Raw genomic sequence first — 20,271 nt, 5'->3', positions numbered from 1 at the left:
GGCCAGCAGCACCGCGGCGGCCGCGGCGGGCCGCCACCAGAGCCCGGCCAGTACCGTCGCGGCCGCGAGCAGTGCGCCGGCCGCGGCGATCCCGGACGCTCCGGAGCCGGCGGCAGCGGCCATCGCCAGCCCGCACGCCGCGGCCGGCACCAGCGGCAGGAACCGGGCGGCCGGAGCGGCATGGCCTGAATGCTCCATCACCGCACCGCCGTTGGGCGACGGCGCTGCGTCACCAGGCGCATGGACTGCTCCAGGGGCTGCTGCGGCGACCACGCTGCGACGTCGACGCCGACGCTGGCCATGTCCCGGTACATGGCGGTGCGCTGCAGCGTCCAGAGCCTTGCCACCAGCGGTGCGGGTTCCTCCTCGAACGGGGGGCCGGACAGCACATCGACCGCCAGCACCACGTGCCCGCGCGTGCGCAAGTCGGTCAGTGCGAGCGCGAACTCGGTGTCCAGCAAGGTGGAGAACGCGATGATCAGGGCGCCCGGCGGCACGGCTGCCCGCGGTGCGAGCGTGCCGGTGGTGGGCTCGAAGCCGTCGCCGGCACCCAGGACGGCATCGACGATGCGGTAGAACTGGCGCTGCCCGATATCGGCGCCGACCCAGCGCGGGTCTCGGCCACCGAGCGTGACGATCCCGGCGCGGTCACCGTTGCGCAACGAGGTCTGCACGACGTGCGCCGCGCCCAGCACCGACCGTTCGGTCGCCGCCGTCGCGGGCCCGCGCGGCTGCGGGTAGGCATCGATCAGCACCACCACGTCGGCGGCCCGGTCGGTCAGCCGCTCGGTCACGTGCAGGTTGCCGCGCCTCGCGCTGACCGGCCAGTTCACCGCCCGCAACGGGTCGCCGGGCACGTAGGCGCGGATGTCTGCGTATTCCACACCGCGGCCCGGGTGCCGCGTCAGGTGGGTCCCGACTCGGTCGAGCAGCTCGCTGTGCGGCAGCGGCGTGGGCTGCGGAGGCGCCAGCGGGAACACCGTGACCTCGGCGACCTCGACGGTGGCCGTCCCGGCCAGCAGCCCGCCCCGGCCCACGGCGGCGACGGTGGCGCGGATCGGGTAGCGGCCCCAGCGCCCGGCGCTGGCCGTCACCGACTTGTTGGCGCCGGGCTCGCCGGCAGCCGTGGCGATATCGAGTTTCATCGCCGGATGCGCCGACACCTTCAGGCGCACCGCGGCCGCCTCACCCGTGGATACCGCGGCCCGAACCGTCACTTCGACCGGCTCGGATTCGAAGCAGCGCTGCGCCGCGGGACTCACCCGCACCTGCAACACCGGTACCGGCGGCTGCCAGCCCAGCGAGCACAGCACGCCGAGCAACGGTGCGGCGAACGCGATCAGCTGCCAGCGCGACCCGCCCACCGCCACCGCCAGGGCCAGCGCCGCACCGGTGGCCAGCGCACGGGCCAACGGCGAGGCCCGCCAATGCAATTCGACGTCCACTTCGGAAACCTCGCGGGCTTGCGGGTGGTGCGTCACGGCGGCGTCGCACCCGGTGGCGGTCCGGGCGCCCCCGAGGTGCGCGGCACCGGCAGCCGCCGCAGGAGCTCCTCCACCACATCCGAGCCCTGGACGCGTCGCACCCACATCTCGGGCCGCAGCGTGATCCGGTGCGCGACCGCCGAAGTGGCCAGCGCCTTGACGTCTTCGGGAATCACGTAGTCACGGCCGAGCAGCAGCGCGCGCGCCCGGGCCAGCTGGATGAGGTCGAGTTCGGATCGTGGACTGGCGCCCACGGCCACCTGCGGATGGTGGCGTGTCCCGTACGCCAGCGACACCACGTAGCGCAGTACGTCCTCGTGCACGCTGACCTGCTCCACCGACTCCCGCATCGCGATCACGTCCTGCGCGTCGATCACCTGGCGTACCGTCGGCGACGCGGCGCCCCGATCGAGTCGCCGGCGCAGCATGGCCGCCTCGTTCTGTTCGGTGAGGTAGCCCAGGCGGAGCCTGATCGCGAACCGGTCCAGTTGGGCCTCCGGCAGCGGGTAGGTGCCCTCGTATTCGATCGGGTTGTCGGTGGCCAGCACGATAAACGGCGTGGGCAGCCGATGGGTGTGGCCGTCGATGCTGACCTGGCCTTCGGCCATCGCCTCCAGCAACGCGGCCTGGGTCTTGGGCGGGGTCCGGTTGATCTCGTCGGCCAACACCAGATTGGTGAAGATCGGCCCGCGCCGGAATTCGAAACGGCCCGAGGCCATGTCGTAGATGGTCGTGCCGAGCAGGTCGGCCGGCAGCAGGTCCGGAGTGAACTGCACCCGGGTGAAGTCCAGGCCGAGGGCGGCGGCGAACGACCGCGCGATCAACGTCTTGCCCAGGCCCGGAAGGTCTTCGATGAGCACATGGCCGCCGGCGAGCACCGCGGTCAGGATGAGGGTGAGCGCGGCCCGTTTGCCCACCACCGCCTGCTCGATCTCATCGAGCACCGCGGTACAGCGCTCGGCGGTGATCGCCGCTGTGCCCGACAGTCCCGCGCTCATCGCTGCTCCAGGCGGTACAGGATCTCCTCCAGCGCAGCACGTCCCGGGCCGGGCCCGCGGCCCTCGGCGGGCGCGACGTTGCCCGGATCCACCCAGGGCCACAGCTCGTCACCGAACAGCATGGCCCCGGTGGCGTTGAACGCCGCCGGGTTCTTCGCCCGCCGCTGGCCGCTGGAGACCTCGAACTGACGGGCCAGGATCGGCCGCCAGCGCCGATCCCAGTCCGCTCTGGTCGATTCCGCCCAGCGGATTCTGGCCTCGGTGCCCGACAGCCACCGCCGCAACGATTCTCCCGGCTCATCGGTGAGTTCCGGCGCCGCCGACTCTCCGGGTGGAGTCAGCAGTCGCCGGATTCCGGCCAGCGGCACCGCGACCGCGATGCCCGCCGCCCACAGCACGCTCTGCCGCTGGTGGGTGAAAAGCGCCGCCAGCTGCACCGCGGTGACCAGCAGTACGCCTTGTAGCGCAAGGGTTTTCATGTCGGCGTCCGCAACTCGTCGAGGACCAGCCGCAGTATCGCGACCGCGTCGGCGCGGTGCCGCTCGGTCATCAGGTGCGGGCTGAACCGCGCCTCGGTGAACAGGTCCACCAGCCGTGTTGCGTTCTCGGCCGGCAGTGCGTGGTGCTCGACGGCCCGTGCCAGCACTTCGCTGGGAGTGTCGAACTCGCGCGGCGCGGCATCGGGAACGTCGGCGAGGTGGCGCTCCATGACCGCGTAGCAGGCGATGATCGCCTCTCGCGGACCGCGGCTTCGGTCGGCGATCCGGGTCAAGCCGAGTTCGGCTGCCCGGGCCAGAGATTCCCCTGCGGAGGGCGCGGGCACCGCCGCCGTCACCGGCCCGGTTTCCGGCGGCGCGGGCGGGCTCCGGCGGGAACGCGCGATGACGACCGCCGCGGCGATCAGCACCAGTAGGACTGCGGCCAGCACCAGCAGTGGCGCAAACACAGCGCCGGTCGGGCCGTCCGGCAGCGGGTGCGGCGACACCGGAGCCGGCGCTTCCGGGCCGGCCGGTGCTGCGGGCGCCGCACCGCGCACACCGAAGAACCCTGCCGAAATCGTGAAACGGTGCGCCGCGCCCAGCTTGGTCAGCACCACGACCGTCAGTAGCCACACCGCCACCGCGGCCACGGCGATCAGCAGCACCCGCCATGCCGGCTTTGCCCGCTGGGCACCGACTGTGGCGGACAGTTCTCCTATGCTGCCGGCGACCGCGCGATGCTGGCGCGCCCGCTGGATGGCGGCGACCACGACGGCGCCGACGGATACCGCGAGCAAGGCGGCCAGGATGATCGGCTGCAGCGGACCCGTCGCGGCCGGTCGGTGTGCGACATGCTCGGCGCCGGGTAGATATCCGCGCGTCGCCGCGCCGGCGACGAGCAGCAGGATGATCAGGCCGATCACCGGCCCCGTCGTTCGGGCGGCGGCGGCCAGCACCGGAACAGCGCTTGTCTGAGTCCCTCGCCGTCGCTGCGGCATTCCCCATACTGGCACGCCAGGACGGCGGGCGGCCAGCGTCGCGCGACGCCGCGGTCGGCCGAACGGGCTAGCTCACGCGGATTTCTCGTCGTGCCCGCCGAATTGCTTGCGCATCGCCGAGAGCACCTTCGCGCCGAACTCGAACAGATGGCGCGAAGCGAAGCGCGCGTACAGCGCCGTGGTCAGCACCGGAGCGGGCACTCCTTCGTCGATCGCGGCGATGACGGTCCAGCGGCCCTCCCCGGAATCGGAGACCCGCCCGGCGAATTCCTCCAGCGCCGGCGATTTCTGCAGCGCGCTGGCGGTCAGGTCCAATAGCCAGGAGCCGATCACGCTGCCCCGCCGCCAGACCTCGGTGACCTGTTCGATGTCGATGTCGTACTGATAGAACTCGGGATGGCTCAACGGTGCGGTCTCGGCGTCACCCCGTTGTTCGGATTTGCCGATATTGGCGTGGTGCAAGATGTTCAGTCCCTCGGCGATCGAGGCCATCATCCCGTACTCGATGCCGTTGTGCACCATCTTCACGAAGTGCCCGGCCCCCGACGGGCCGCAGTGCAGGTAGCCGTTCTCGGCCTGCGAGACCTCACCGTCGCGGCCCGGCGTGCGCGGGGCGGCCTCGACGCCGGGCGCAATGGTGGCGAAGATCGGTTCGGCCCGGTCGAACGCGTCGCGATCTCCCCCGACCATCAGGCAGTAGCCGCGTTCGCGGCCCCACACGCCGCCGCTAGTGCCGCAGTCCAGTAAGTGAATCCCTTTGTCGGACAGCATTTTTGCGTGCGCGATGTCATCGCGGTAGTAGGAGTTGCCGCCGTCGATCACGATGTCGCCTGCCGCCAGGGTCTCGGCGAGTTCTTCGATGACGCCGGTGGTGATCTTGCCGGCCGGCACCATCACCCACACAACGCGGGGGCTGGGAAGTTTCTCGGCCAGCTCGGCGAGCGAGGACACCCCGGTGGTGTTGGCCTCCGCGGCCAGCGCGGCGACCGCGTCGGCATTGTGGTCGTAGACGACGCATTCGTGGCCGTCGGCGGTCAGTCGCCGAACGAGATTGGCTCCCATCCGGCCCAGGCCGATCATCCCCAGTCGCATAGCTGTCCTTCCTACTGTGCCGGGCCGCCTTCCGGCAGCCATGGGTCCTGCCAACTGCGATGACCGCGCACCAGCTCATGCGCGGCCTCGGGCCCCCACGAACCGCTTTCGTAGGAGTGAACGTCGCCCGGCTGCTCGAGCAGCGGTGCCACGATGCGCCAGGTCTCCTCGATGCTGTCCTCCCGGGCGAACATCCGGCGATCGCCGATCATCGCCGCACGCAATAACCGCTCGTAGGGCCGGATCGGTTCCCCCAGATCACGGGCGAACGAGGAATCCAAGTGGACGTCGCGCCAGGTGTCGTCGTTCTGGGCCACCAGTTGCAGCCGCAGTCCCGGATCGGGGTCGATACGCAACACGATCTGATTGCGTGGGGCGCGTCCGCGTTGCGGCATGAACTCCAGGGCCGGAACACGGCGAGTGAACAGCCGGACCTCGGTGATGCGCTCGGGCAGGGCCTTGCCGGCCCGCAGGAAGATCGGCACCCCCGCCCAGCGCCAGTTCTCGATTTGCAGGCGCAGCGCGACGAAGGTCTCGGTCTGCGACCCGGGGGCCACCCCGGGGACCTCGGCATAACCGCGGTACTGGCCCCGCACGTAATGCGCGGGGTCGGCCGGGGGCATCGCCCGGAACACCTCGGCCTTCTTGTCGTTGAGGTCGTCGTCGCCGGGCCCCACCGGTGGCTCCATCGCGAACAGCGCCAGCACCTGCAGCAGGTGGTTCTGCACCACATCCCGCAGCGCACCGACGGCGTCGTAGAAGCTGCCGCGCTCCTCGACGCCGAAATTCTCGGCCATGGTGATGTGGATCTCGGCGATCGTGTGCCGGTCCCACAGCTCGGCCAGGGTCGTGTTGGCGAACCGCAGGTGCTCCAAGTCGGCGACGGGCTGCTTGCCCAGAAAGTGGTCCACCCGCAGGATCTGGTCTTCGCGCAGCACCGCGCGCAGCCGGGCGTTCAGGTCGCGGGCGGAGGCCAGGTCGTGGCCGAACGGCTTCTCCACCGCCACCCGCGAACGCTCCAGCAGCCCGGCCCGGCCCAGATTCTCCACGATCGGGGCGAATAGCGACGGCGGCATCTCCAGGTAGTACAGGCACTGCTTGTCGGAGCCGACGCGCTCGGCGAGCTGCTCGTAGAGCGCGGCATCGGTGACGTCGCCGTGCAGATACGACATCCGCTTCGCCAACCGGCGAAACACCGTCTCGTCGAAGGACTCTCCGGACTTGCGGATCGCCTCACCGGCCCGATCGACCAACTCCTCGACCGTGATGTCGTCGCTGGCTACCCCCAGGACCGGGCAGTCGAGCAGCTTGCGGCGCTCCAGGCGGTACAGCGCGCGGAAGGTCATCTTGCGGGCCAGGTCTCCGGTTATCCCGAAGATCACCAACAGTTCCGACGTCGCCTCACCGCGTTCGCCCAACTCCTCGGCACCTCCTGCATATAGCTACCCCGGCTGAAGCTAATGCAACCGCCTGGACGAACGCTGTACGCCGGAGACGGGGGGCGGGCTCACGCCGCGGTCATCCGACCTGGGCGATCCCGGGCGGGAAGTACGGCCCGATACCCCCGGTGTAGATGCCGGGCTGCCAGCCCCGCGCGCCCAGGCACAGCAGCGGCAATCCATCGGGCGATTGTGCGGCCGATTGCGGGTTGGGGCACGGCGAACCGATGTCCTGCACCCCGTAGAGCGGGTAGGAGATCTGCCAGAACCCGGTGTCCTTGGGCGGCCACTGGTTGGCGATGAAATGGCATGCCAGCGCCTGGCCGTTAGGGCCGTGGCCGTAGATGAAGCGCTCCCAGCTGAAGCAGGCGTCGCCCTGCCGCTGCCCTTCGGCCATGCCCGGCACGTCACCGGGGTAGGCCTCGGCAGCCGGCGCGCCGCTGACGGCGACGGCACCCGCGGCTCCCGCGAGGAAAACAGCTGCGGCTAATTCACGAATCATTCTTCTTCGCCCCTACTGCCCTTCGTCCCTCTTCGATCCGGGCCAGCAGCCGGCCCCGCGTGGAAGCCTAACGGGTGGCTGCGGCGCCTCATTGCGAATCCGCCGAATGCCGTCGCCGGCCGACCGGGCCACTAAAGTGCCGCAGATGGCCAAGGGGCAGTTCGACGCATCACACGGGCAGCTGCAGCTCGGCACGGGTGTGACCGGCCGGGGCGCCAAGATGGGCCACCGGCTCACGATCGCCATGGAGCGCTGGCAGGCGCAGCTGTCCTGGTCCGGCCAGCGGCCCACCGCCGCGGCGCTGACCGTCGAGGTGGATTCGCTGCAGGTGCTGCGCGGTGACGGCGGGCTGACCCCGCTGACCGCTCCGGAGAAATCCTTGATCCGCAGCAATGCGCGCAACTGCCTTGACGCCGCGGAGTACAGCCGAATCCGGTTCGAGTGCAGCGACATCGCCCCGACCGACGACGGTTACCGGTTGGCCGGCAGCCTGGAGATCCGCGGCCGCACCAGGCCGCACGTCATCAAGGTGCGGGTGACCCGTCTCGATGGGCCGTGGCGGATCGAGGGCGAGACCGTGGTGCGCCACACCGATTTCGGCATACGGCGCTATTCGATGCTGATGGGCGCCCTGCGGGTCGCCGACGAGGTGACGGTGCACCTCTGCGCGACCGTCCCGGAGGAGAAGATCCGCGGATCCTGACCTCAGCGGCCGGGAAGACGCGGAAGACGCTCGCGGAACCGGTCCAGCAAGGACGGCCCGGTGCTCGGCGGGGGCGCCGGCGGCCCCGGGGCCACGGCCGGCCCGTCCCACAGGGAACCGAACTCGACCGGGTCCTCGGGCAGCTCGGCCAAGGGAGCGGGAGCGGCCGGCGGCGGCGCCGCGGGCGCGGCCGGTGGTGGGGCGGCGGGCACCGCGACGCGAGCCACAGTCGCGTGCTCGGGCGGCCGCACGTCGGGGACGTCCCGGCCCGGGCCCAGCTGCAGGCTCAGCGCGGCCGAGAGTGAGGCCACGAAGGTCACCGCTCCGCCGGTCAGCATCGTCACGGCCGCTGCGTACGAGAAGGGCATCGCACGTTTTGAGCCGACGCCGCCGATCCGCAGCCCGGCCGGGGCGCCGGTGACCGGCGGGCCGGTCAGGTCGGCGTACGGCGCCAGGGCCAGCGCCGCACCGCGCGCCAACGCCTGCTGCGCCCCGGACTGGACAAAGACCGGTACCGAAAGCCGGGCCTCCAGGCGGCGTCCGAGCCGGTCCATGCCGCGCATCGAACCCGCCACCATCAGCGTCTCGGGCCGCCAGCCGCCCGCGGCAAAGGCATCGGCCAGCCAGTCGATCACCTCGTCGGTGCCGCCGATCGGACAGGTGCTGACGACCGGGCCCTCGTCACCGCGGCCGCTGAACACCAGCGTGGCCGACCCGGGTTCGATGACACACACCGCGCTCTGTTCGCCGCGGGATCCGATGCCACTGGTCAGCGAGGCGGCGGCGCGCGCGAATCGCACCGGCACCACATTGTCGAATCCGGCGTCGGCCAGCGACTCCAGCAGCAGGGCGGCCCCCACGGCTGCGTCATCGCTCCAGGTCACTCCCACGCCGTGCAGCCGGTCGCCGCGGGCGGCCAGCACCGTACGGACCCGAGCGGCAACGGCCGACGCCGACGACGCCATGCTCACCGCATCTAACCCGGCGTCACCGCGGGTGATGCCGAACTCGTCACCGGAAACCGTCGGGCAGCCATCGGCCTGACCTTCGGCCATGACCCAGCCGAGCGCCGTCGGCGTCATCGCCAGCCCCAGTACGGTGTCCAAAATCGCGCGCCCCAATCGTCCTGATCTGCGATGTCACCGCGTCGGCGGAGAGCCTGCGCCGGGTCCCCGTGCTGGGACTCGGCGGGCACCGGAACGGACCGGAGACGGCCCAGGACAGTGTGGTCTTGTCGGCTTACCGCAGGGCAGCCTACGCGTGTCGGAGGGTTGTGGCTAACCGGGTACCGCCCGGAATTCGGGTATGCTATGTCGCGAGTCGGATACCCGAGACGGCCGCGGAGTTGCGGATAGCGGCCGTTGTCGCATGTTGAGGGCCCGATCCAGAAGTGGTGGCGTGCGTTGCGTCGCGAACGACAGATTAGTTACTTTGACAGTATTTCGAGAGCGTTCCGTAGCAGACGACAAGGGGCAGGAATGACAGACGTGACCAAGGGAATGCGCTGGGTGCGCCGACTTGTGGTCGGCGCGGTGGCCGCAGCAGCGCTGCCGGGCCTGATCGGCCTGACCGGTGGCGAGGCGACCGCATCGGCGTTCTCGCGGCCGGGTCTGCCGGTCGAGTACCTGCAGGTTCCTTCAGCGGGTATGGGCCGTGACATCAAGGTTCAGTTCCAGAGCGGTGGTCAGGGTTCCCCGGGCCTGTACTTGCTCGACGGTATGCGCGCCCAGGACGACTTCAACGGCTGGGACATCAACACCCCGGCGTTCGAGTGGTACTACCAGTCGGGCATCTCGGTGATCATGCCGGTCGGCGGCCAGTCCAGCTTCTACAGCGACTGGTACAAGCCGGCCTGTGGCAAGGCGGGCTGCACCACCTACAAGTGGGAGACCTTCCTCACCAGCGAACTGCCCTCCTACCTGGCTTCGGAGTACGGCGTGAGCCAGAGCCGCAACGCGGCGGTCGGTCTGTCGATGGCCGGCGCGTCGGCGATGACGCTGGCCATCTACCACCCCAACCAGTTCACCTACGCCGGTTCGCTGTCCGGCTACATCAACCCATCGGACGGCAAGAGCTGGATCGGGCTGGCCATGGGTGACGCCGGTGGCTACAAGAAGGAAGACATGTGGGGCCCGGACGACGACCCGGCCTGGTTGCGCAACGACCCGACCGTCAACGTCGGCAAGCTGGTGGCCAACAACACCCGGCTGTGGGTCTACTGCGGCAACGGCCGCCCGAACGAGCTGGGTGGCGATAACCTCCCCGCGACGTTCCTCGAGGGCAACTTCATGATCGGCCAGAACAAGAAGTTCCAGGAGCTCTACACCGCGGCCGGTGGCAACAACGCGGTGTTCAACTTCCCGGACTACGGAACCCACAGCTGGGAGTACTGGGGGGCTCAGTTGCAGGCGATGAAGCCTGACCTGCAGAGCCACCTGGGCGCCAGCGCCGGCGGCGGCAGCGCCGAGAGCGGCAGTTCCGAGGGCTGACCCGAAAAGTCAGACAGCTGAAGCACTGAGCCCCACCCGATCCGGGTGGGGCTCAGTGCTTTGTTCGGGGTAGCCGTAGCTGGACCGCGGCGGACGTGCTTGGATTGGCGAGCATGCAGGGTTCCGCGACAGTTCACATGGCAGCACCTCCCGAGCGGATCTGGGATCTGGTGGCTGACGTCCGCAACATCGGGCAGTTCTCCCCCGAGACCTTCGAGGCCGAATGGCTCGACGGCGCCACCGGCCCAGCAGTGGGGGCGCGGTTCCGGGGACACGTCAAGCGCAACGGGATCGGTCCGGTGTACTGGACGACGTGCCGGGTCACCGAGTGCGAGCCCAATCGGGTCTTCGGCTTCGCGGTGCTCGCCGGTGATCGAGCACTGAACCGGTGGCGCTACGAGTTGACGCCCACCACAGACGGCACCGACGTCACCGAGTCGTTCAAGCTGGCCGACTCCTTCCTGACCAACGTGTACTACTGGGTGTTCGGCGGTTTTCTGCGGCAGCGCAACAACATTCGCGATATGCGGCGCACGCTGGAACGCATTCGGGACGTCGCAGAAAAGGGCTAGCAGAGCAGGGTTAGTCCAGCGCGTCCGGATCGGCCAGCGGCAACAGCAGAAACGACGGGGTGGGCCCACCTTGGTGCAGGCGGTAGGTGCCGCCGGCCAGCGCCCGGCGTGCGGGCGCGGTCGGCACCAGGTGCGGGAAATCGTAGGTGGTCAGGGTCAGCCGCAGCCGGTGGCCGGGAGCGATCATCGCGGCGGTCGGAAAGATCTCGATGTCATAGCCGGTCAGCTCCCCCGGTTCGACGGGCCGCACCGCTGACCGGGTGCTGATGTGGTGCGGGCGCAGCACGGTGCCGTCCGGCAGATACCAGCTGCGCTCCGGATCGAGCGCTCGGTGCGAGCCCAGCAGCGCCCCCTGTGTCAGTGGGCGGCTCACCCCCTCGGGCGCGACGTCGTCGAGGTAGGCGACCCACAGCGTCTCGGTGGTATCGGCCGTCGCCTGCACGTGCAGCGTGATCGGTCCGGCGATCAGCGTCGGCGCATCGAACGGTTCGCCGGTGTAGGTTAACGCATTTCGGTGCAGGCGGCGGTTGTCCTGGTCGTAGCGGGTGCGGCCGCCGGCGGCGGCGGTGATGAAGCTGTTCAGGCCGAGCGTCCACTGTTCCAGGCTGCGCCCCGACATCGGACCGCGAGTGCGGTATGGCAGCGCGGCCAGCGTCTGCTCGGCCGGGGCGTCGGCGGTCAGCCGGCCGCCCTGCGACAGGTGCAACCGGGTGGGCGTCGCCGCCGGAATCGGGTACTCGCCGGCGTGGTACCAGCGGCTGTCGCCGATCGCCTGAAACGTAAACGGCGAACCCGAGATCTCCGCGGCCGCATCGTTTTTCAGCCAATAATCGAACCAGCGCAGCTGCAGGTCCTGGATACGCAGCCCGTCGTAAGCCGATACGTGATACCAGGGCCCCATCATCAGCCTGATCCGGTCTGCCAGTGGCTGCCCGGGCTGCATCGGGGCGTGTACCGGCCGGTCGCTGCAGGCGTTCTGCAGGGCGGCGTAGTTCAGCGGCGCGCCGCGCTGGAAGGCGTCGTGCCAGCCGCCCACCAGAAAGACGGCCACCTTGTTGGCGGCGATCTCGGGCAGCACGAGGTCGGGCCGCATGCTGTCCCAGAACGGGCCGTCGTAGGCCGCGTCACCGCCGATGCGCGCCTCGGTCACCAACGGCCCGAAGTAGCCGCGCTGATCCCTGCCGCGCTGGCGCACCGCGGCCAGTCCGCCGGCCCGGGGCCGAGGATGGTCACCGCGGGTGAAGAACTCGAGGGCCGGGTTGATCACGTTGAGCATCGTGTAGAGCGCGCCGTAGCCGCGCACGGTCGCCAGGTGCGGAGCGCCGCCCATCGCGGCGGCATCCCGGTAGAAGTCGTTGGCCGCCATCACCGGGAAGATCGCCTTCAGCGCGGAGTCCGGGCCGACGGCGGCCGCGGTGAACAGCTGGTTGATCGCCAGGTAGGAGATGCCGAACATGCCGACCCGGCCGTTGGCGTTGGGCAGCGTCGCGGCCCAGTTCACCAGCTCGACGCCATCGCGAGCCTGGTCCGGGCCGAACATCTGGAACGACCCACCGGACGCGCCGGTGCCGCGAACGTCGACCATCACCTCGATGTAGCCGCGCCGGATCAGCCGAGGCGTGGGCCCCCCGCCGATCTGCGCGGCCGGTGGCGGGGCGAGTTTGCCGTAGGGGGTCACCGACAGCAGCACCGGAAACGGCCCGGCCGCCGGCGATCCGGTGTCGCGTTCAGTGGGGTAATGGATATCGGCGCGCAGCACCACCCCGTCGCTCATCTCCACCGCGACATTGCGGCGCACCCCGACGCCGTACTGCGCCGGCGGCGCGGACCACTCCGGGCGCAGCGGCGAGGGGCTGCTGTTGCGGCCCCGGACGGCAGCCGATTTCAGCGCCGCGACACCGGCAACCCCGACCACAGCGGCGGCGGCCGCCGCGGCCCAGCCGGCCCGGCGCGAGGACCGTCGCACCATCAAGCGCGGCTGGGCAGGGTGAATGCGCAGGCCTGACCGATGTCGAGCGTGCGCAGCAACCGTCCCATGCCCAGCCACAACGCACACGACAGCGCCAGGTCGGCCAACAGCTCGTCGCTGAAGTGCTCGGAGCACCGCGACCAGAAGTCCTCGTCGTCGCGCAGGCCGGTGTGGTCGGTGGCGAACCGGTGGGCGAACTCGGCGGCCAGCCGCTCCTGGTGGCTGTAGCCGGGCCAGGTGCGCCATTCCGACGCGTGGTCGTAGAGCTCCTCGCCCACTCCGGCCGCCGGACCGTCGGCATCGCGGGTGTTGACGCACACCGCGCACTCGTTGTCGAAGGCGATCACCATCCGGGCCAGCTCCCGGACGCGCATCGGCAGCCGGCCGCGGTTGTAGACGGCGGTACTGAATCCACCGATGCCCGCGGCGAGTTCGGGCGATTTGGCCATCCAGGCCGTCAGGTCATCCGCGGGGAAAGTTCCGATTCGGCTCATACCTGGGGATGCTAACCGGCTTTGCCGTCACCATGGGCGCTGCCGACGAACTCCCCCGGATGTGCCGACCAATCCCGGTCGACCAGGGCCCGGTGCGCGATCCGCTGCAGGGCGGCCTCGACCTCGGCGCGGTCCGGGCGGCCGGCGAACCCGGACGAGCGGGCCAGCTTGTCGCTCACCCAGTCCTGCACCAGCGAGGTCACAAACCGCACCTGACGCAGCCCGGCCCGGGTGAGTCCCAGGTGGTCGCCGTCACGCAGCACGTAGCCGTGGTCGACCAGGCGATCGACGGTGGGTTCGAGGATCTCGTAGGGCACCCGCAGGTTCTTGCCGATGTCACTGAGGCGCGCCGTCCGGAACACTTCGGCGTAGCGGTAGATGCGCAACACCATCCACAGCCCCGCGACATCGAGTTCGCTGTCCTCGCGCATCGCGATGCTGCGCAGCCGCACCCCTGGTGCGTTGCGCAGCAGGCGCCCGATCGCGGTCTCCAGCAGTTCGTCCGATGATGCGGTGGTGGGCATGCCGAAGCCGTCGCCGAGGTCGACTGCGCTGTCATGCAGCTCCTTGAGCGGGACCTCGCGCAGGAACAGTGCCAGCACGAACCCGAGCAGCGCGACCGGCGCAGCCCACAAGAACACCTGGCCGAGCGAGTCGGCGTAGGCCTGCACGATCGGTTCCGCCTGCTCCGGGGAGAGCCGGTGCAGCGCTTCGGGCGAGGCGGCCGCGTCGGGAGCCAGCCCGGCGGTGCGTAGCGCGGAACCGAGGCGGTCGTCGAGGAAGTTGACGAACAGCGACCCGAAGACAGCGGCCCCGAACGAACTGCCGATGGTCCGGAAGAACGTGACCCCGGCGGTGGCGACCCCCAAGTCGGCGAAGCTCGAGGTGTTCTGCACGACCAGGACCAGCACCTGCATCGACAGCCCGATCCCGGCACCCAGGATGAGCAGGTACAGCGACTGCAGCAGCGCCGGGGTGGCGGCGTCCATCTGCGACATCAGCCCGAACGCAATCGTCATCAGGGCGGTGCCGAGCACCGGAAAGATCTTGTACCGGCCCGTCCGGCCGACCAGGGCGCCGCTACCAGTGGACATCACCAGCATGCCCACCACCATCGGCAGCGTGCGCACGCCCGAAGTGGTCGCCGAGACCCCGTCGACGTACTGCATGAAGGTGGGCAGGAAGGTCAGTGCTCCCAGCATGGCGAAGCCGACCACGAACGCCAGCACACAGCACACCGCGAACACCGGTTCGGCGAAGAGCCGGGTCGGCAGGATCGGGGCCGCGGCCCGGGTTTCCACCCGGGCGAACAGCGCCAGCGCCACCACCGATCCGGCGAACAACGCGATGATCGTCGGCGACCCCCAGCCGTACCGGGTGCCGCCCCAGCTGGTGGCCAGCGTCAGCCCGGTGGCGCCCAGGCCGATCAGGACGATCCCGGCGTAGTCGATGACGGGCTTGGCCCGGCCGGTCAGCGCCGGGATCGCCGCCCCGGCCACCAGCATCACGACCACCGAGATCGGCACGTTGATCCAGAACGCCCACCGCCAGCTCAGGTAGTCGGTGAAATAGCCACCCAGCAGCGGACCGATCACAGTGGTGACGCCGAAGACCGCGCCCAGCATGCCCTGGTAGCGGCCCCGTTCGCGCAGCGGAATGACTTCTCCGATCAGCGCCGCGGCGGTCACGGTGATCGCGCCCCCGCCGATGCCCTGCAGCGCCCGGGCGCCAACTAGCATCTCCATCGACGCGGACCACCCGCACAGCACCGACCCGGCGACGAAGCACACCACCGCGGCCTGGAACACCAGTTTGCGGCCGAACAGATCGCCCAGCTTGCCGGCCAGAATCGTCGCGATGGTCGAGGTCAGCAGGTAGCTGGTGACCACCCAGGACTGATGCCCGGCGTTGCCCAGATCCGAGACGATGGTCGGGAGCGCCGTGGCGACGATGGTCTGGTCGAGCGCGGCCATCAACAGGCCGAATACGATCGCCAGGAAGATCAGATTGCGGCGCTGCGGGCTGACCGGCTCTGGCCGCACATCGTCTGCGACCTGCGTCGCGTCGGTCATTCTTGCCTTCCCGTCGCGGTCCGTGCTGACGGGACCCGGCCGCTACGCTGACGACGGCGGGCGCGAGACACACTGCGCCGCGTACAGCGCCTCGCCCAGCTTGTCCATCAGCTCCAGTTGAGTTTCCAGGTGGTCGATGTGGGACTCCTCGTCGGCGAGGATGGTCTCCAGAATATTGGCGGTGGTGCTGTCCTGTTTGTCGCGGCACATGACAATGCCCGGGCGCAGCCGGTTGAGCACGTCGATTTCCAGTGCCAGGTCGCTTTCGAACTGTTCGCGCAAGGTCTGCCCGATACGCAGTGAGCCGATGCGCTGGTAGTTGGGCAGGCCACCGAGCACCAGGATCCGGTCGGTCACCGTCTCGGCATGGCGCATCTCTTCCATCGACTCTTCGCGAGTGTGGCCGGCCAGCTCGGTGAAACCCCAATTGTCCTGCATCTTGGCGTGCAGGAAGTACTGGTTGATCGCGGTGAGTTCACTGGTCAGCTGCTCATTGAGCAGTTTGAGAACCTCTGGGTCGCCTTGCATGATCACTCCTCTGGTGTGAAGAACCGCGCATACCCCCAGCGCCGAATGGGCTTGATCATCGCCGTAACGCGCCGAATTCAATCTAATGCAGGTCACCGGTCGCAGTGCGGTGTTTACCCGTGTCTCGGCGCGTCGAACCCACACATCGGCCTCGGGCCCGGCGAAATCGGATCGCCATGCGGGCCTGCGCGATGCGCGGAACTTAGGTTAGACTCTACTAACATGAGACTTGCTTCGCCTAGCCGCCGTGCCGGCATTTCGGGCAGTTGCATGTCGCACCGAGACAATCCGCATTCGCTGGTACTGGCGCTGGACTACCACGTCGGCGACATCGACCGGACCTGGTCGCTGATCCGCGATGATCACACGCCGCTTCTCGAGCTCGGAGCCCGCCATGCGGTGCTCTACACCTCGGTGTCCGAACCGGATCGAGTGCTGGTGACGATCGGGTTGCGCCACCGACTGTCGGTTAAGGAGTTGTTGCGCTCCCCCGCGGTATTCGAATGGTTCGACCGCTCCGGGGTCAACGATCTGCCGGCGATCTTCGTCGGCGAGGTCATCGAGAAAATCAACCTCGCCCAGTCCGGCCTCGAACAGCCCGGTTCACGGTGCGGTTCCAGCTTCGGCTCTCCTTCGTCGAGCCTCGCTGAACAGCCCGGCCCGGAGGTGATCGTCGGGGTGGTGTCCACCGTCGCCGATCCCGCGGACCTGATGGCCAAGGTGCATCGCGGGCTGGATCGGTTCGCCGACGCGGGCGTGCGCAAAGTGTGGGTATATCAGGCCGTCGACGACGGAAATGAGGTGATGACGCTGTTGGAGATCGACAACGCGGCGAGCGCGCAGCGCTGGATCGACCACCCCGACACCGCTGCGGAGTGGATGACCGCGGTGGGCGCCGGTGGTTACCCCGGACCGTTCGTCGGAAAATTAGCTGCTGCAATCGATCTCATGGCTCCTACGAGCGACGGTCGGTAGGGGTATAGCCATGTATGTGTGCCTTTGTGTCGGAGCCACCAATCAGATGGTTTCCGACGCCGTCGCCGCCGGCGCGTCGACATCCAAAGAGGTTGCCGCGATGTGCGGGGCGGGCGGGGACTGCGGCCGGTGCCGCTGCACGGTCCGTGGCATCATCGAAGCCACCTTGGCCGCGGCGCCGTCCGGTTCGGCCAACGGCTCGCTGCGGCACCTTGCACTGGAGATCACGCCGGTCGGGTCACGCTGATCAGCGCTTGCGCCGCACGGTGAACTCGGCCAGGGCATCGGCGTTGGCCTGCGCACCCATTAGCTCGGCGAACAGCGCGTTTTCTCGCGCCGTGGCCGCAGCAACCTCCTCGCGCACCGGCGCGACCATGGTGGCCTTGACCGCTTTCAGGCTTGAAATAGGCCGGGAGGCAAGCACTTCGGCATGACGGCGAGCCTCGTCGAGCAGCGCCTGTGGTTCGCACACTTTCCAGACCAGACCCATTCGCAGTGCCTCCTCGGCGTCGACCCATTCCGAGGACATCAGCAGCCAGGCCGCATTCTGCCGTCCGATCAACTGCGGAAGCAGATAGGAGGACCCGGCTTCCGGGGCCACCCCCAGGCTGGTGAACGGGCATTTCAGCCGGGCGGTCGCGGACATGAAGACCAGGTCGGCATATCCGAGGATGGTGGCGCCGATGCCCAGGCCGATCCCGTTGACCGCGCAGATCAGCGGCTTGGGGAAGCGCGCCAGGGCGTCGACCAGTCCGGTGAAGCCGTACTTGCCGGGGGTGAACTGCGGGTCGCTGATCCGGGCCTGCATCTCGTTGAGGTCGGTGCCGGCACTGAAGGAGCGCCCAGCGCCGGTCAAGAGCACGACGGCGACCTCCGGGTCGTCGGCGGCGGCCAGCAGCGCCTCGGCGGTGGCGTCGTACAGCGCCTCGTCGAACGCGTTGAGCGCGTCGGGGCGGTTCAACGTACAGGTCCGGACCCGGTTCTCGTCCTCGATCTTCAGAATCACCCGTGCAGCCTAAACCGTGCTCGAACCGAGGGAGGTAGCCCTTACGGGACCCGGTCGACCTGGTGCCGCGCGGCGATCAAGTCGCCGATGATGCCCGCCAACCGCCGGTAGGACTCCTCACGCCCGCTGGAGGTGCGAAACACCAGCCCGATCCGCCGGCCCGGGCGGGGCGCGGCGAAGTAGGCCAGCGCCAGGCCGCTGCGCTCGGCCTCCACTGGCACCGCCGTCTGCGGAATCAACGTCACGCCCAGACCGCCGGTCACGCACTGCACCGCCGTCGCCAGCGACGCCGCCCGGGTGTTGGCCAACTGCGCCCGCACCCCCGCATTGCGGCAGATGTCCACTGCCTGGTCCCGCAGGCAGTGACCCTCGTCGAGTAGCAGCAGCGGCAGGTCCGCCAGGGCGGCCGGCGATACCCGCCGCTTGCCGGCAAGCGCATGCCCGGGCGGGAGCGCCAACACGAAATCCTCGTCATAGATGGGAATTTCGGTCATTCCGCCGGCGTCGGCCGGCAACGCTAGCAGCGCCGCATCCACCGCCCCCTCCCGCAGCCCGGTGAGCAACCGTTCGGTCTGGTCCTCGATCACCCGCAGGTTCAGCGCCGGTAGCCGTTCGGATACCCCGGCCAGCACCGCGGGCAGCACGTAGGGCGCCACGGTCGGGATCAGACCGAGCCGCATGGTGCCCTGCAGCGGGTCGGCGACCCCGGCCGCCGCGGCCGAGAACTGCGCCGCCGCGTCAAGCACGGCGTGCGCATGGGCCAGCAACTGCTGTCCCTCCGGGGTCAGAAAGACCCGCCGGGTGGACCGCTCGATCAGCTGGATGCCCAGGCCCGCCTCCAGCGACGACAGAGCCTGCGACAACGTCGACTGGCTCAGGCCCAGGCCGGCTGCCGCGAGACTGAAATGGTGCTTCTCGGCGACGGCGGCGAACGCCCGCAGGCCCGCCAGCGTCGGCTGATAGCTTGAATCGGTCATACCGATAATTATAGTGCCAAGTATCACCTTTCATTTTCAATCGAGATAGGGCACCATGGAGTGTGCGGGCGCCGGACTGACCCGAGCGCCCGGAAAACTCACCCAACGACTCATACAACGAGGAGTGTCATGGCACTGCTGACCATCGGCGACCAGTTCCCGTCCTACCGGCTCAAGGCGGTTATCCCCGGCGACCTGTCCAAGGTCGATGCCAAGCAGCCGGAGGACTACTTCACCACCGTCACCAGCGACGACCACCCCGGCAAGTGGCGGGTCGTGTTCTTCTGGCCCAAGGACTTCACCTTCGTCTGCCCCACCGAGATCGCTGCCTTCGGCAAGCTGAACGACGAGTTCGCCGACCGCGACACCCAGGTGCTCGGCGCGTCGATCGACAACGAGTTCGTGCACTTCCAGTGGCGCTCGCAGCACGAGGACCTCAAGACGCTGCCGTTCCCGATGCTGTCCGACCTCAAGCGCGAGCTGATCGAGGCGACCGGTGCGCTCAACGCGGACGGAGTGGCCGACCGGGCCACCTTCATCGTCGACCCCAACAACGAGATCCAGTTCGTCTCGGTGACGGCCGGGTCGGTGGGCCGCAACGTCGACGAGGTGCTGCGCGTCCTCGACGCTCTGCAGTCCGACGAGCTGTGCGCCTGCAACTGGAAGAAGGGCGACCCGACGATCGACGCCGGCGAGCTGCTCAAAGCATCGGTCTGATCGCGGCCCGGTGCAGCGTGCCGGCGACAAGAAGGAGTAGCGCCAGATGAGTATCGAGAATCTCAAGAACGCGGTCCCGGAATTCGCCAAGGACCTCAAGCTCAACCTGGGTTCGATCGCTCGCACCACCGCTTTGAACGAGGAGCAACTCTGGGGCAGCCTGTTGGCCAGCGCCGCGGCGACACGTAACGCCATGGTACTGGCCGAGATCAGCGCCGAAGCCGCGGACAACCTCTCGGCGGAGGCCTACCAGGCCGCCCTGGGCGCGGCGTCGATCATGGGCATGAACAACGTGTTCTACCGTGGCCGGCACTTCTTGGACGGCGCCTACGACGACCTGAGGCCCGGATTGCGGATGAACATCATCGGCAACCCGGGAGTCGACAAGGCCACCTTCGAGCTGTGGAGCTTCGCGGTCTCGGCGATCAACGGTTGCCAGGCGTGCGTCGCCTCGCACGAGCAGGTGGTGCGCGAGGCGGGTGTCGACCGGGAGGCGGTGCTGGAGGCACTCAAGGTCGCCTCGATCGTGGCGGGGGTGGCCCAGGCCATCTTCGCCGCCGACGCGCTGCCGGCCGCCTCGTCCTAGATAGTCGCCATCGGCGCGGGGGGGGGGGGGGGGGGGGGGGGGGGGGGGGGGGGCGGGGGGGGGCGGGGGCGGGGGGGGGGGGGGGGGGGGGGGGGGGGGGGGGGGGGGGGGGGCGGCGCGGGGGGGGGGGGGGGGGGGGGGGGGGGGGGGGGGGGGGGGGGGGGGGGGGGGGGGGGGGGGGGGGGGGGGGG

The 20,271-nt window shown here is 69.4% G+C and carries 21 protein-coding genes and 1 pseudogene; 7 read left to right on the top strand and 15 right to left on the bottom strand.

What is annotated here, in order from left to right:
* The 8 genes and pseudogenes from A5771_RS01775 to A5771_RS01740 form a co-directional block, all read right to left on the bottom strand.
* Positions 1-198, bottom strand: a pseudogene (locus A5771_RS01775) (hypothetical protein); the annotation flags it as partial.
* Positions 198-1,445: a DUF58 domain-containing protein gene (locus A5771_RS01770; RefSeq protein ID WP_064853488.1), complete on the bottom strand. Its 1,248-nt coding sequence runs from the start codon at positions 1,443-1,445 to the stop codon at positions 198-200. The pseudogene A5771_RS01775 and the gene A5771_RS01770, both read right to left, overlap by 1 nt.
* 32 nt (positions 1,446-1,477) lie before the next feature.
* A complete protein-coding gene (locus A5771_RS01765) occupies positions 1,478-2,482 on the bottom strand; it encodes an AAA family ATPase (protein ID WP_109400989.1) in 1,005 nt (334 codons plus the stop codon).
* The gene (locus A5771_RS01760; protein ID WP_064853482.1) at positions 2,479-2,961 is read right to left on the bottom strand and encodes a hypothetical protein; all 483 of its coding nucleotides are present in this window, start codon (positions 2,959-2,961) and stop codon (positions 2,479-2,481) included. The genes A5771_RS01765 and A5771_RS01760 overlap by 4 nt, the downstream gene beginning before the upstream one ends.
* Positions 2,958-3,914, bottom strand: coding sequence for a DUF4129 domain-containing protein (locus A5771_RS01755; RefSeq protein WP_428844375.1), 957 nt, complete (start codon positions 3,912-3,914; stop codon positions 2,958-2,960). The genes A5771_RS01760 and A5771_RS01755 overlap by 4 nt, the downstream gene beginning before the upstream one ends.
* A 117-nt stretch (positions 3,915-4,031) precedes the next feature.
* Positions 4,032-5,051, bottom strand: coding sequence for a phosphogluconate dehydrogenase (NAD(+)-dependent, decarboxylating) (gene gnd, locus A5771_RS01750; RefSeq protein ID WP_064853481.1), 1,020 nt, complete (start codon positions 5,049-5,051; stop codon positions 4,032-4,034).
* Positions 5,052-5,062: 11 nt separating this feature from the next.
* Positions 5,063-6,469, bottom strand: a complete 1,407-nt coding sequence (locus tag A5771_RS01745; RefSeq protein WP_064853480.1) for a glucose-6-phosphate dehydrogenase — start codon at positions 6,467-6,469, stop codon at positions 5,063-5,065.
* A 100-nt stretch (positions 6,470-6,569) separates the two neighbouring features.
* Entirely contained in the window at positions 6,570-6,992 is a 423-nt protein-coding gene (locus tag A5771_RS01740; RefSeq protein WP_064853479.1) for a hypothetical protein, read from the bottom strand.
* A gap of 145 nt (positions 6,993-7,137) precedes the next feature.
* Between A5771_RS01740 and A5771_RS01735 the strand changes: the two genes are divergently transcribed.
* A complete protein-coding gene (locus A5771_RS01735) occupies positions 7,138-7,695 on the top strand; it encodes a YceI family protein (RefSeq protein WP_064853485.1) in 558 nt (185 codons plus the stop codon).
* 2 nt (positions 7,696-7,697) lie between these two features.
* On the opposite strand, the gene A5771_RS01730 is transcribed toward A5771_RS01735, so the two are convergent.
* Entirely contained in the window at positions 7,698-8,801 is a 1,104-nt protein-coding gene (locus A5771_RS01730) for a DUF7159 family protein (protein WP_064853478.1), read from the bottom strand.
* A 372-nt stretch (positions 8,802-9,173) separates the two neighbouring features.
* Here A5771_RS01730 and A5771_RS01725 point away from each other — a divergent pair, with 372 nt between their 5' ends.
* Both A5771_RS01725 and A5771_RS01720 read left to right on the top strand, forming a co-directional pair.
* Complete coding sequence (locus A5771_RS01725) at positions 9,174-10,184, top strand: esterase family protein (protein WP_064853477.1); 1,011 nt, start codon at positions 9,174-9,176, stop codon at positions 10,182-10,184.
* A 113-nt stretch (positions 10,185-10,297) separates the two neighbouring features.
* Entirely contained in the window at positions 10,298-10,756 is a 459-nt protein-coding gene (locus A5771_RS01720; protein ID WP_082947001.1) for an SRPBCC family protein, read from the top strand.
* A 10-nt stretch (positions 10,757-10,766) separates the two neighbouring features.
* Here the strand turns inward: A5771_RS01720 and A5771_RS01715 are convergent, their stop codons facing one another.
* The 4 genes from A5771_RS01715 to bfr all read right to left on the bottom strand — a co-directional run bounded on the left by A5771_RS01715 (position 10,767) and on the right by bfr (position 15,819).
* Positions 10,767-12,530, bottom strand: coding sequence for a CocE/NonD family hydrolase (locus A5771_RS01715; RefSeq protein WP_064853484.1), 1,764 nt, complete (start codon positions 12,528-12,530; stop codon positions 10,767-10,769).
* 194 nt (positions 12,531-12,724) lie between these two features.
* On the bottom strand, positions 12,725-13,219 hold the full coding sequence (locus A5771_RS01710; protein WP_064853475.1) for a carboxymuconolactone decarboxylase family protein: 495 nt from the start codon (positions 13,217-13,219) through the stop codon (positions 12,725-12,727).
* An 11-nt stretch (positions 13,220-13,230) separates the two neighbouring features.
* Positions 13,231-15,291 carry an MDR family MFS transporter gene (locus tag A5771_RS01705; RefSeq protein WP_064853474.1) on the bottom strand — a complete coding sequence of 687 codons (2,061 nt, stop codon included), beginning with the start codon at positions 15,289-15,291 and terminating at the stop codon, positions 13,231-13,233.
* A gap of 42 nt (positions 15,292-15,333) precedes the next feature.
* Positions 15,334-15,819, bottom strand: a complete 486-nt coding sequence (bfr, locus tag A5771_RS01700; protein ID WP_064853483.1) for a bacterioferritin — start codon at positions 15,817-15,819, stop codon at positions 15,334-15,336.
* 270 nt (positions 15,820-16,089) lie between these two features.
* Between bfr and A5771_RS01695 the strand changes: the two genes are divergently transcribed.
* Entirely contained in the window at positions 16,090-16,794 is a 705-nt protein-coding gene (locus A5771_RS01695) for a hypothetical protein (protein WP_064853473.1), read from the top strand.
* A gap of 10 nt (positions 16,795-16,804) precedes the next feature.
* Positions 16,805-17,041 carry a (2Fe-2S)-binding protein gene (locus A5771_RS01690; RefSeq protein WP_064853472.1) on the top strand — a complete coding sequence of 79 codons (237 nt, stop codon included), beginning with the start codon at positions 16,805-16,807 and terminating at the stop codon, positions 17,039-17,041.
* Here A5771_RS01690 and A5771_RS01685 read toward each other — a convergent pair whose 3' ends face one another.
* A complete protein-coding gene (locus A5771_RS01685; protein WP_064853471.1) occupies positions 17,042-17,800 on the bottom strand; it encodes an enoyl-CoA hydratase/isomerase family protein in 759 nt (252 codons plus the stop codon).
* Between the two features lie 41 nt (positions 17,801-17,841).
* Positions 17,842-18,777, bottom strand: a complete 936-nt coding sequence (locus tag A5771_RS01680) for a hydrogen peroxide-inducible genes activator (RefSeq protein WP_064853470.1) — start codon at positions 18,775-18,777, stop codon at positions 17,842-17,844.
* Positions 18,778-18,906: 129 nt separating this feature from the next.
* Between A5771_RS01680 and A5771_RS01675 the strand changes: the two genes are divergently transcribed.
* Together A5771_RS01675 and A5771_RS01670 are read left to right on the top strand one after the other, a co-directional pair.
* Positions 18,907-19,494 carry a peroxiredoxin gene (locus A5771_RS01675; RefSeq protein WP_064853469.1) on the top strand — a complete coding sequence of 196 codons (588 nt, stop codon included), beginning with the start codon at positions 18,907-18,909 and terminating at the stop codon, positions 19,492-19,494.
* 46 nt (positions 19,495-19,540) lie between these two features.
* Complete coding sequence (locus A5771_RS01670) at positions 19,541-20,080, top strand: carboxymuconolactone decarboxylase family protein (protein ID WP_064853468.1); 540 nt, start codon at positions 19,541-19,543, stop codon at positions 20,078-20,080.
* Positions 20,081-20,271: the final 191 nt, after the last annotated feature.

The sequence above is a fragment of the Mycolicibacter sinensis genome (assembly GCF_001667375.1).
Taxonomy (GTDB): Bacteria; Actinomycetota; Actinomycetes; order Mycobacteriales; family Mycobacteriaceae; genus Mycobacterium; species Mycobacterium sinense_A.
This window is presented reverse-complemented; position numbering and strand designations above follow the sequence as displayed.

Bases quoted from the DNA above. Each gene is read 5' to 3' on its own strand.
- bfr (WP_064853483.1), bottom strand. From the start codon at position 15,819: ATGCAAGGCGACCCAGAGGTTCTCAAACTGCTCAATGAGCAGCTGACC.
- A5771_RS01680 (WP_064853470.1), bottom strand. From the start codon at position 18,777: ATGACCGATTCAAGCTATCAGCCGACGCTGGCGGGCCTGCGGGCGTTC.
- A5771_RS01710 (WP_064853475.1), bottom strand. From the start codon at position 13,219: ATGAGCCGAATCGGAACTTTCCCCGCGGATGACCTGACGGCCTGGATG.
- A5771_RS01740 (WP_064853479.1), bottom strand. From the start codon at position 6,992: ATGATTCGTGAATTAGCCGCAGCTGTTTTCCTCGCGGGAGCCGCGGGT.
- A5771_RS01715 (WP_064853484.1), bottom strand. From the start codon at position 12,530: ATGAGCGACGGGGTGGTGCTGCGCGCCGATATCCATTACCCCACTGAA.
- A5771_RS01695 (WP_064853473.1), top strand. From the start codon at position 16,090: ATGTCGCACCGAGACAATCCGCATTCGCTGGTACTGGCGCTGGACTAC.
- A5771_RS01670 (WP_064853468.1), top strand. From the start codon at position 19,541: ATGAGTATCGAGAATCTCAAGAACGCGGTCCCGGAATTCGCCAAGGAC.
- A5771_RS01720 (WP_082947001.1), top strand. From the start codon at position 10,298: ATGCAGGGTTCCGCGACAGTTCACATGGCAGCACCTCCCGAGCGGATC.
- A5771_RS01760 (WP_064853482.1), bottom strand. From the start codon at position 2,961: ATGAAAACCCTTGCGCTACAAGGCGTACTGCTGGTCACCGCGGTGCAG.
- A5771_RS01765 (WP_109400989.1), bottom strand. From the start codon at position 2,482: ATGAGCGCGGGACTGTCGGGCACAGCGGCGATCACCGCCGAGCGCTGT.
- A5771_RS01735 (WP_064853485.1), top strand. From the start codon at position 7,138: ATGGCCAAGGGGCAGTTCGACGCATCACACGGGCAGCTGCAGCTCGGC.
- A5771_RS01675 (WP_064853469.1), top strand. From the start codon at position 18,907: ATGGCACTGCTGACCATCGGCGACCAGTTCCCGTCCTACCGGCTCAAG.
- A5771_RS01705 (WP_064853474.1), bottom strand. From the start codon at position 15,291: ATGACCGACGCGACGCAGGTCGCAGACGATGTGCGGCCAGAGCCGGTC.
- A5771_RS01690 (WP_064853472.1), top strand. From the start codon at position 16,805: ATGTATGTGTGCCTTTGTGTCGGAGCCACCAATCAGATGGTTTCCGAC.
- gnd (WP_064853481.1), bottom strand. From the start codon at position 5,051: ATGCGACTGGGGATGATCGGCCTGGGCCGGATGGGAGCCAATCTCGTT.
- A5771_RS01725 (WP_064853477.1), top strand. From the start codon at position 9,174: ATGACAGACGTGACCAAGGGAATGCGCTGGGTGCGCCGACTTGTGGTC.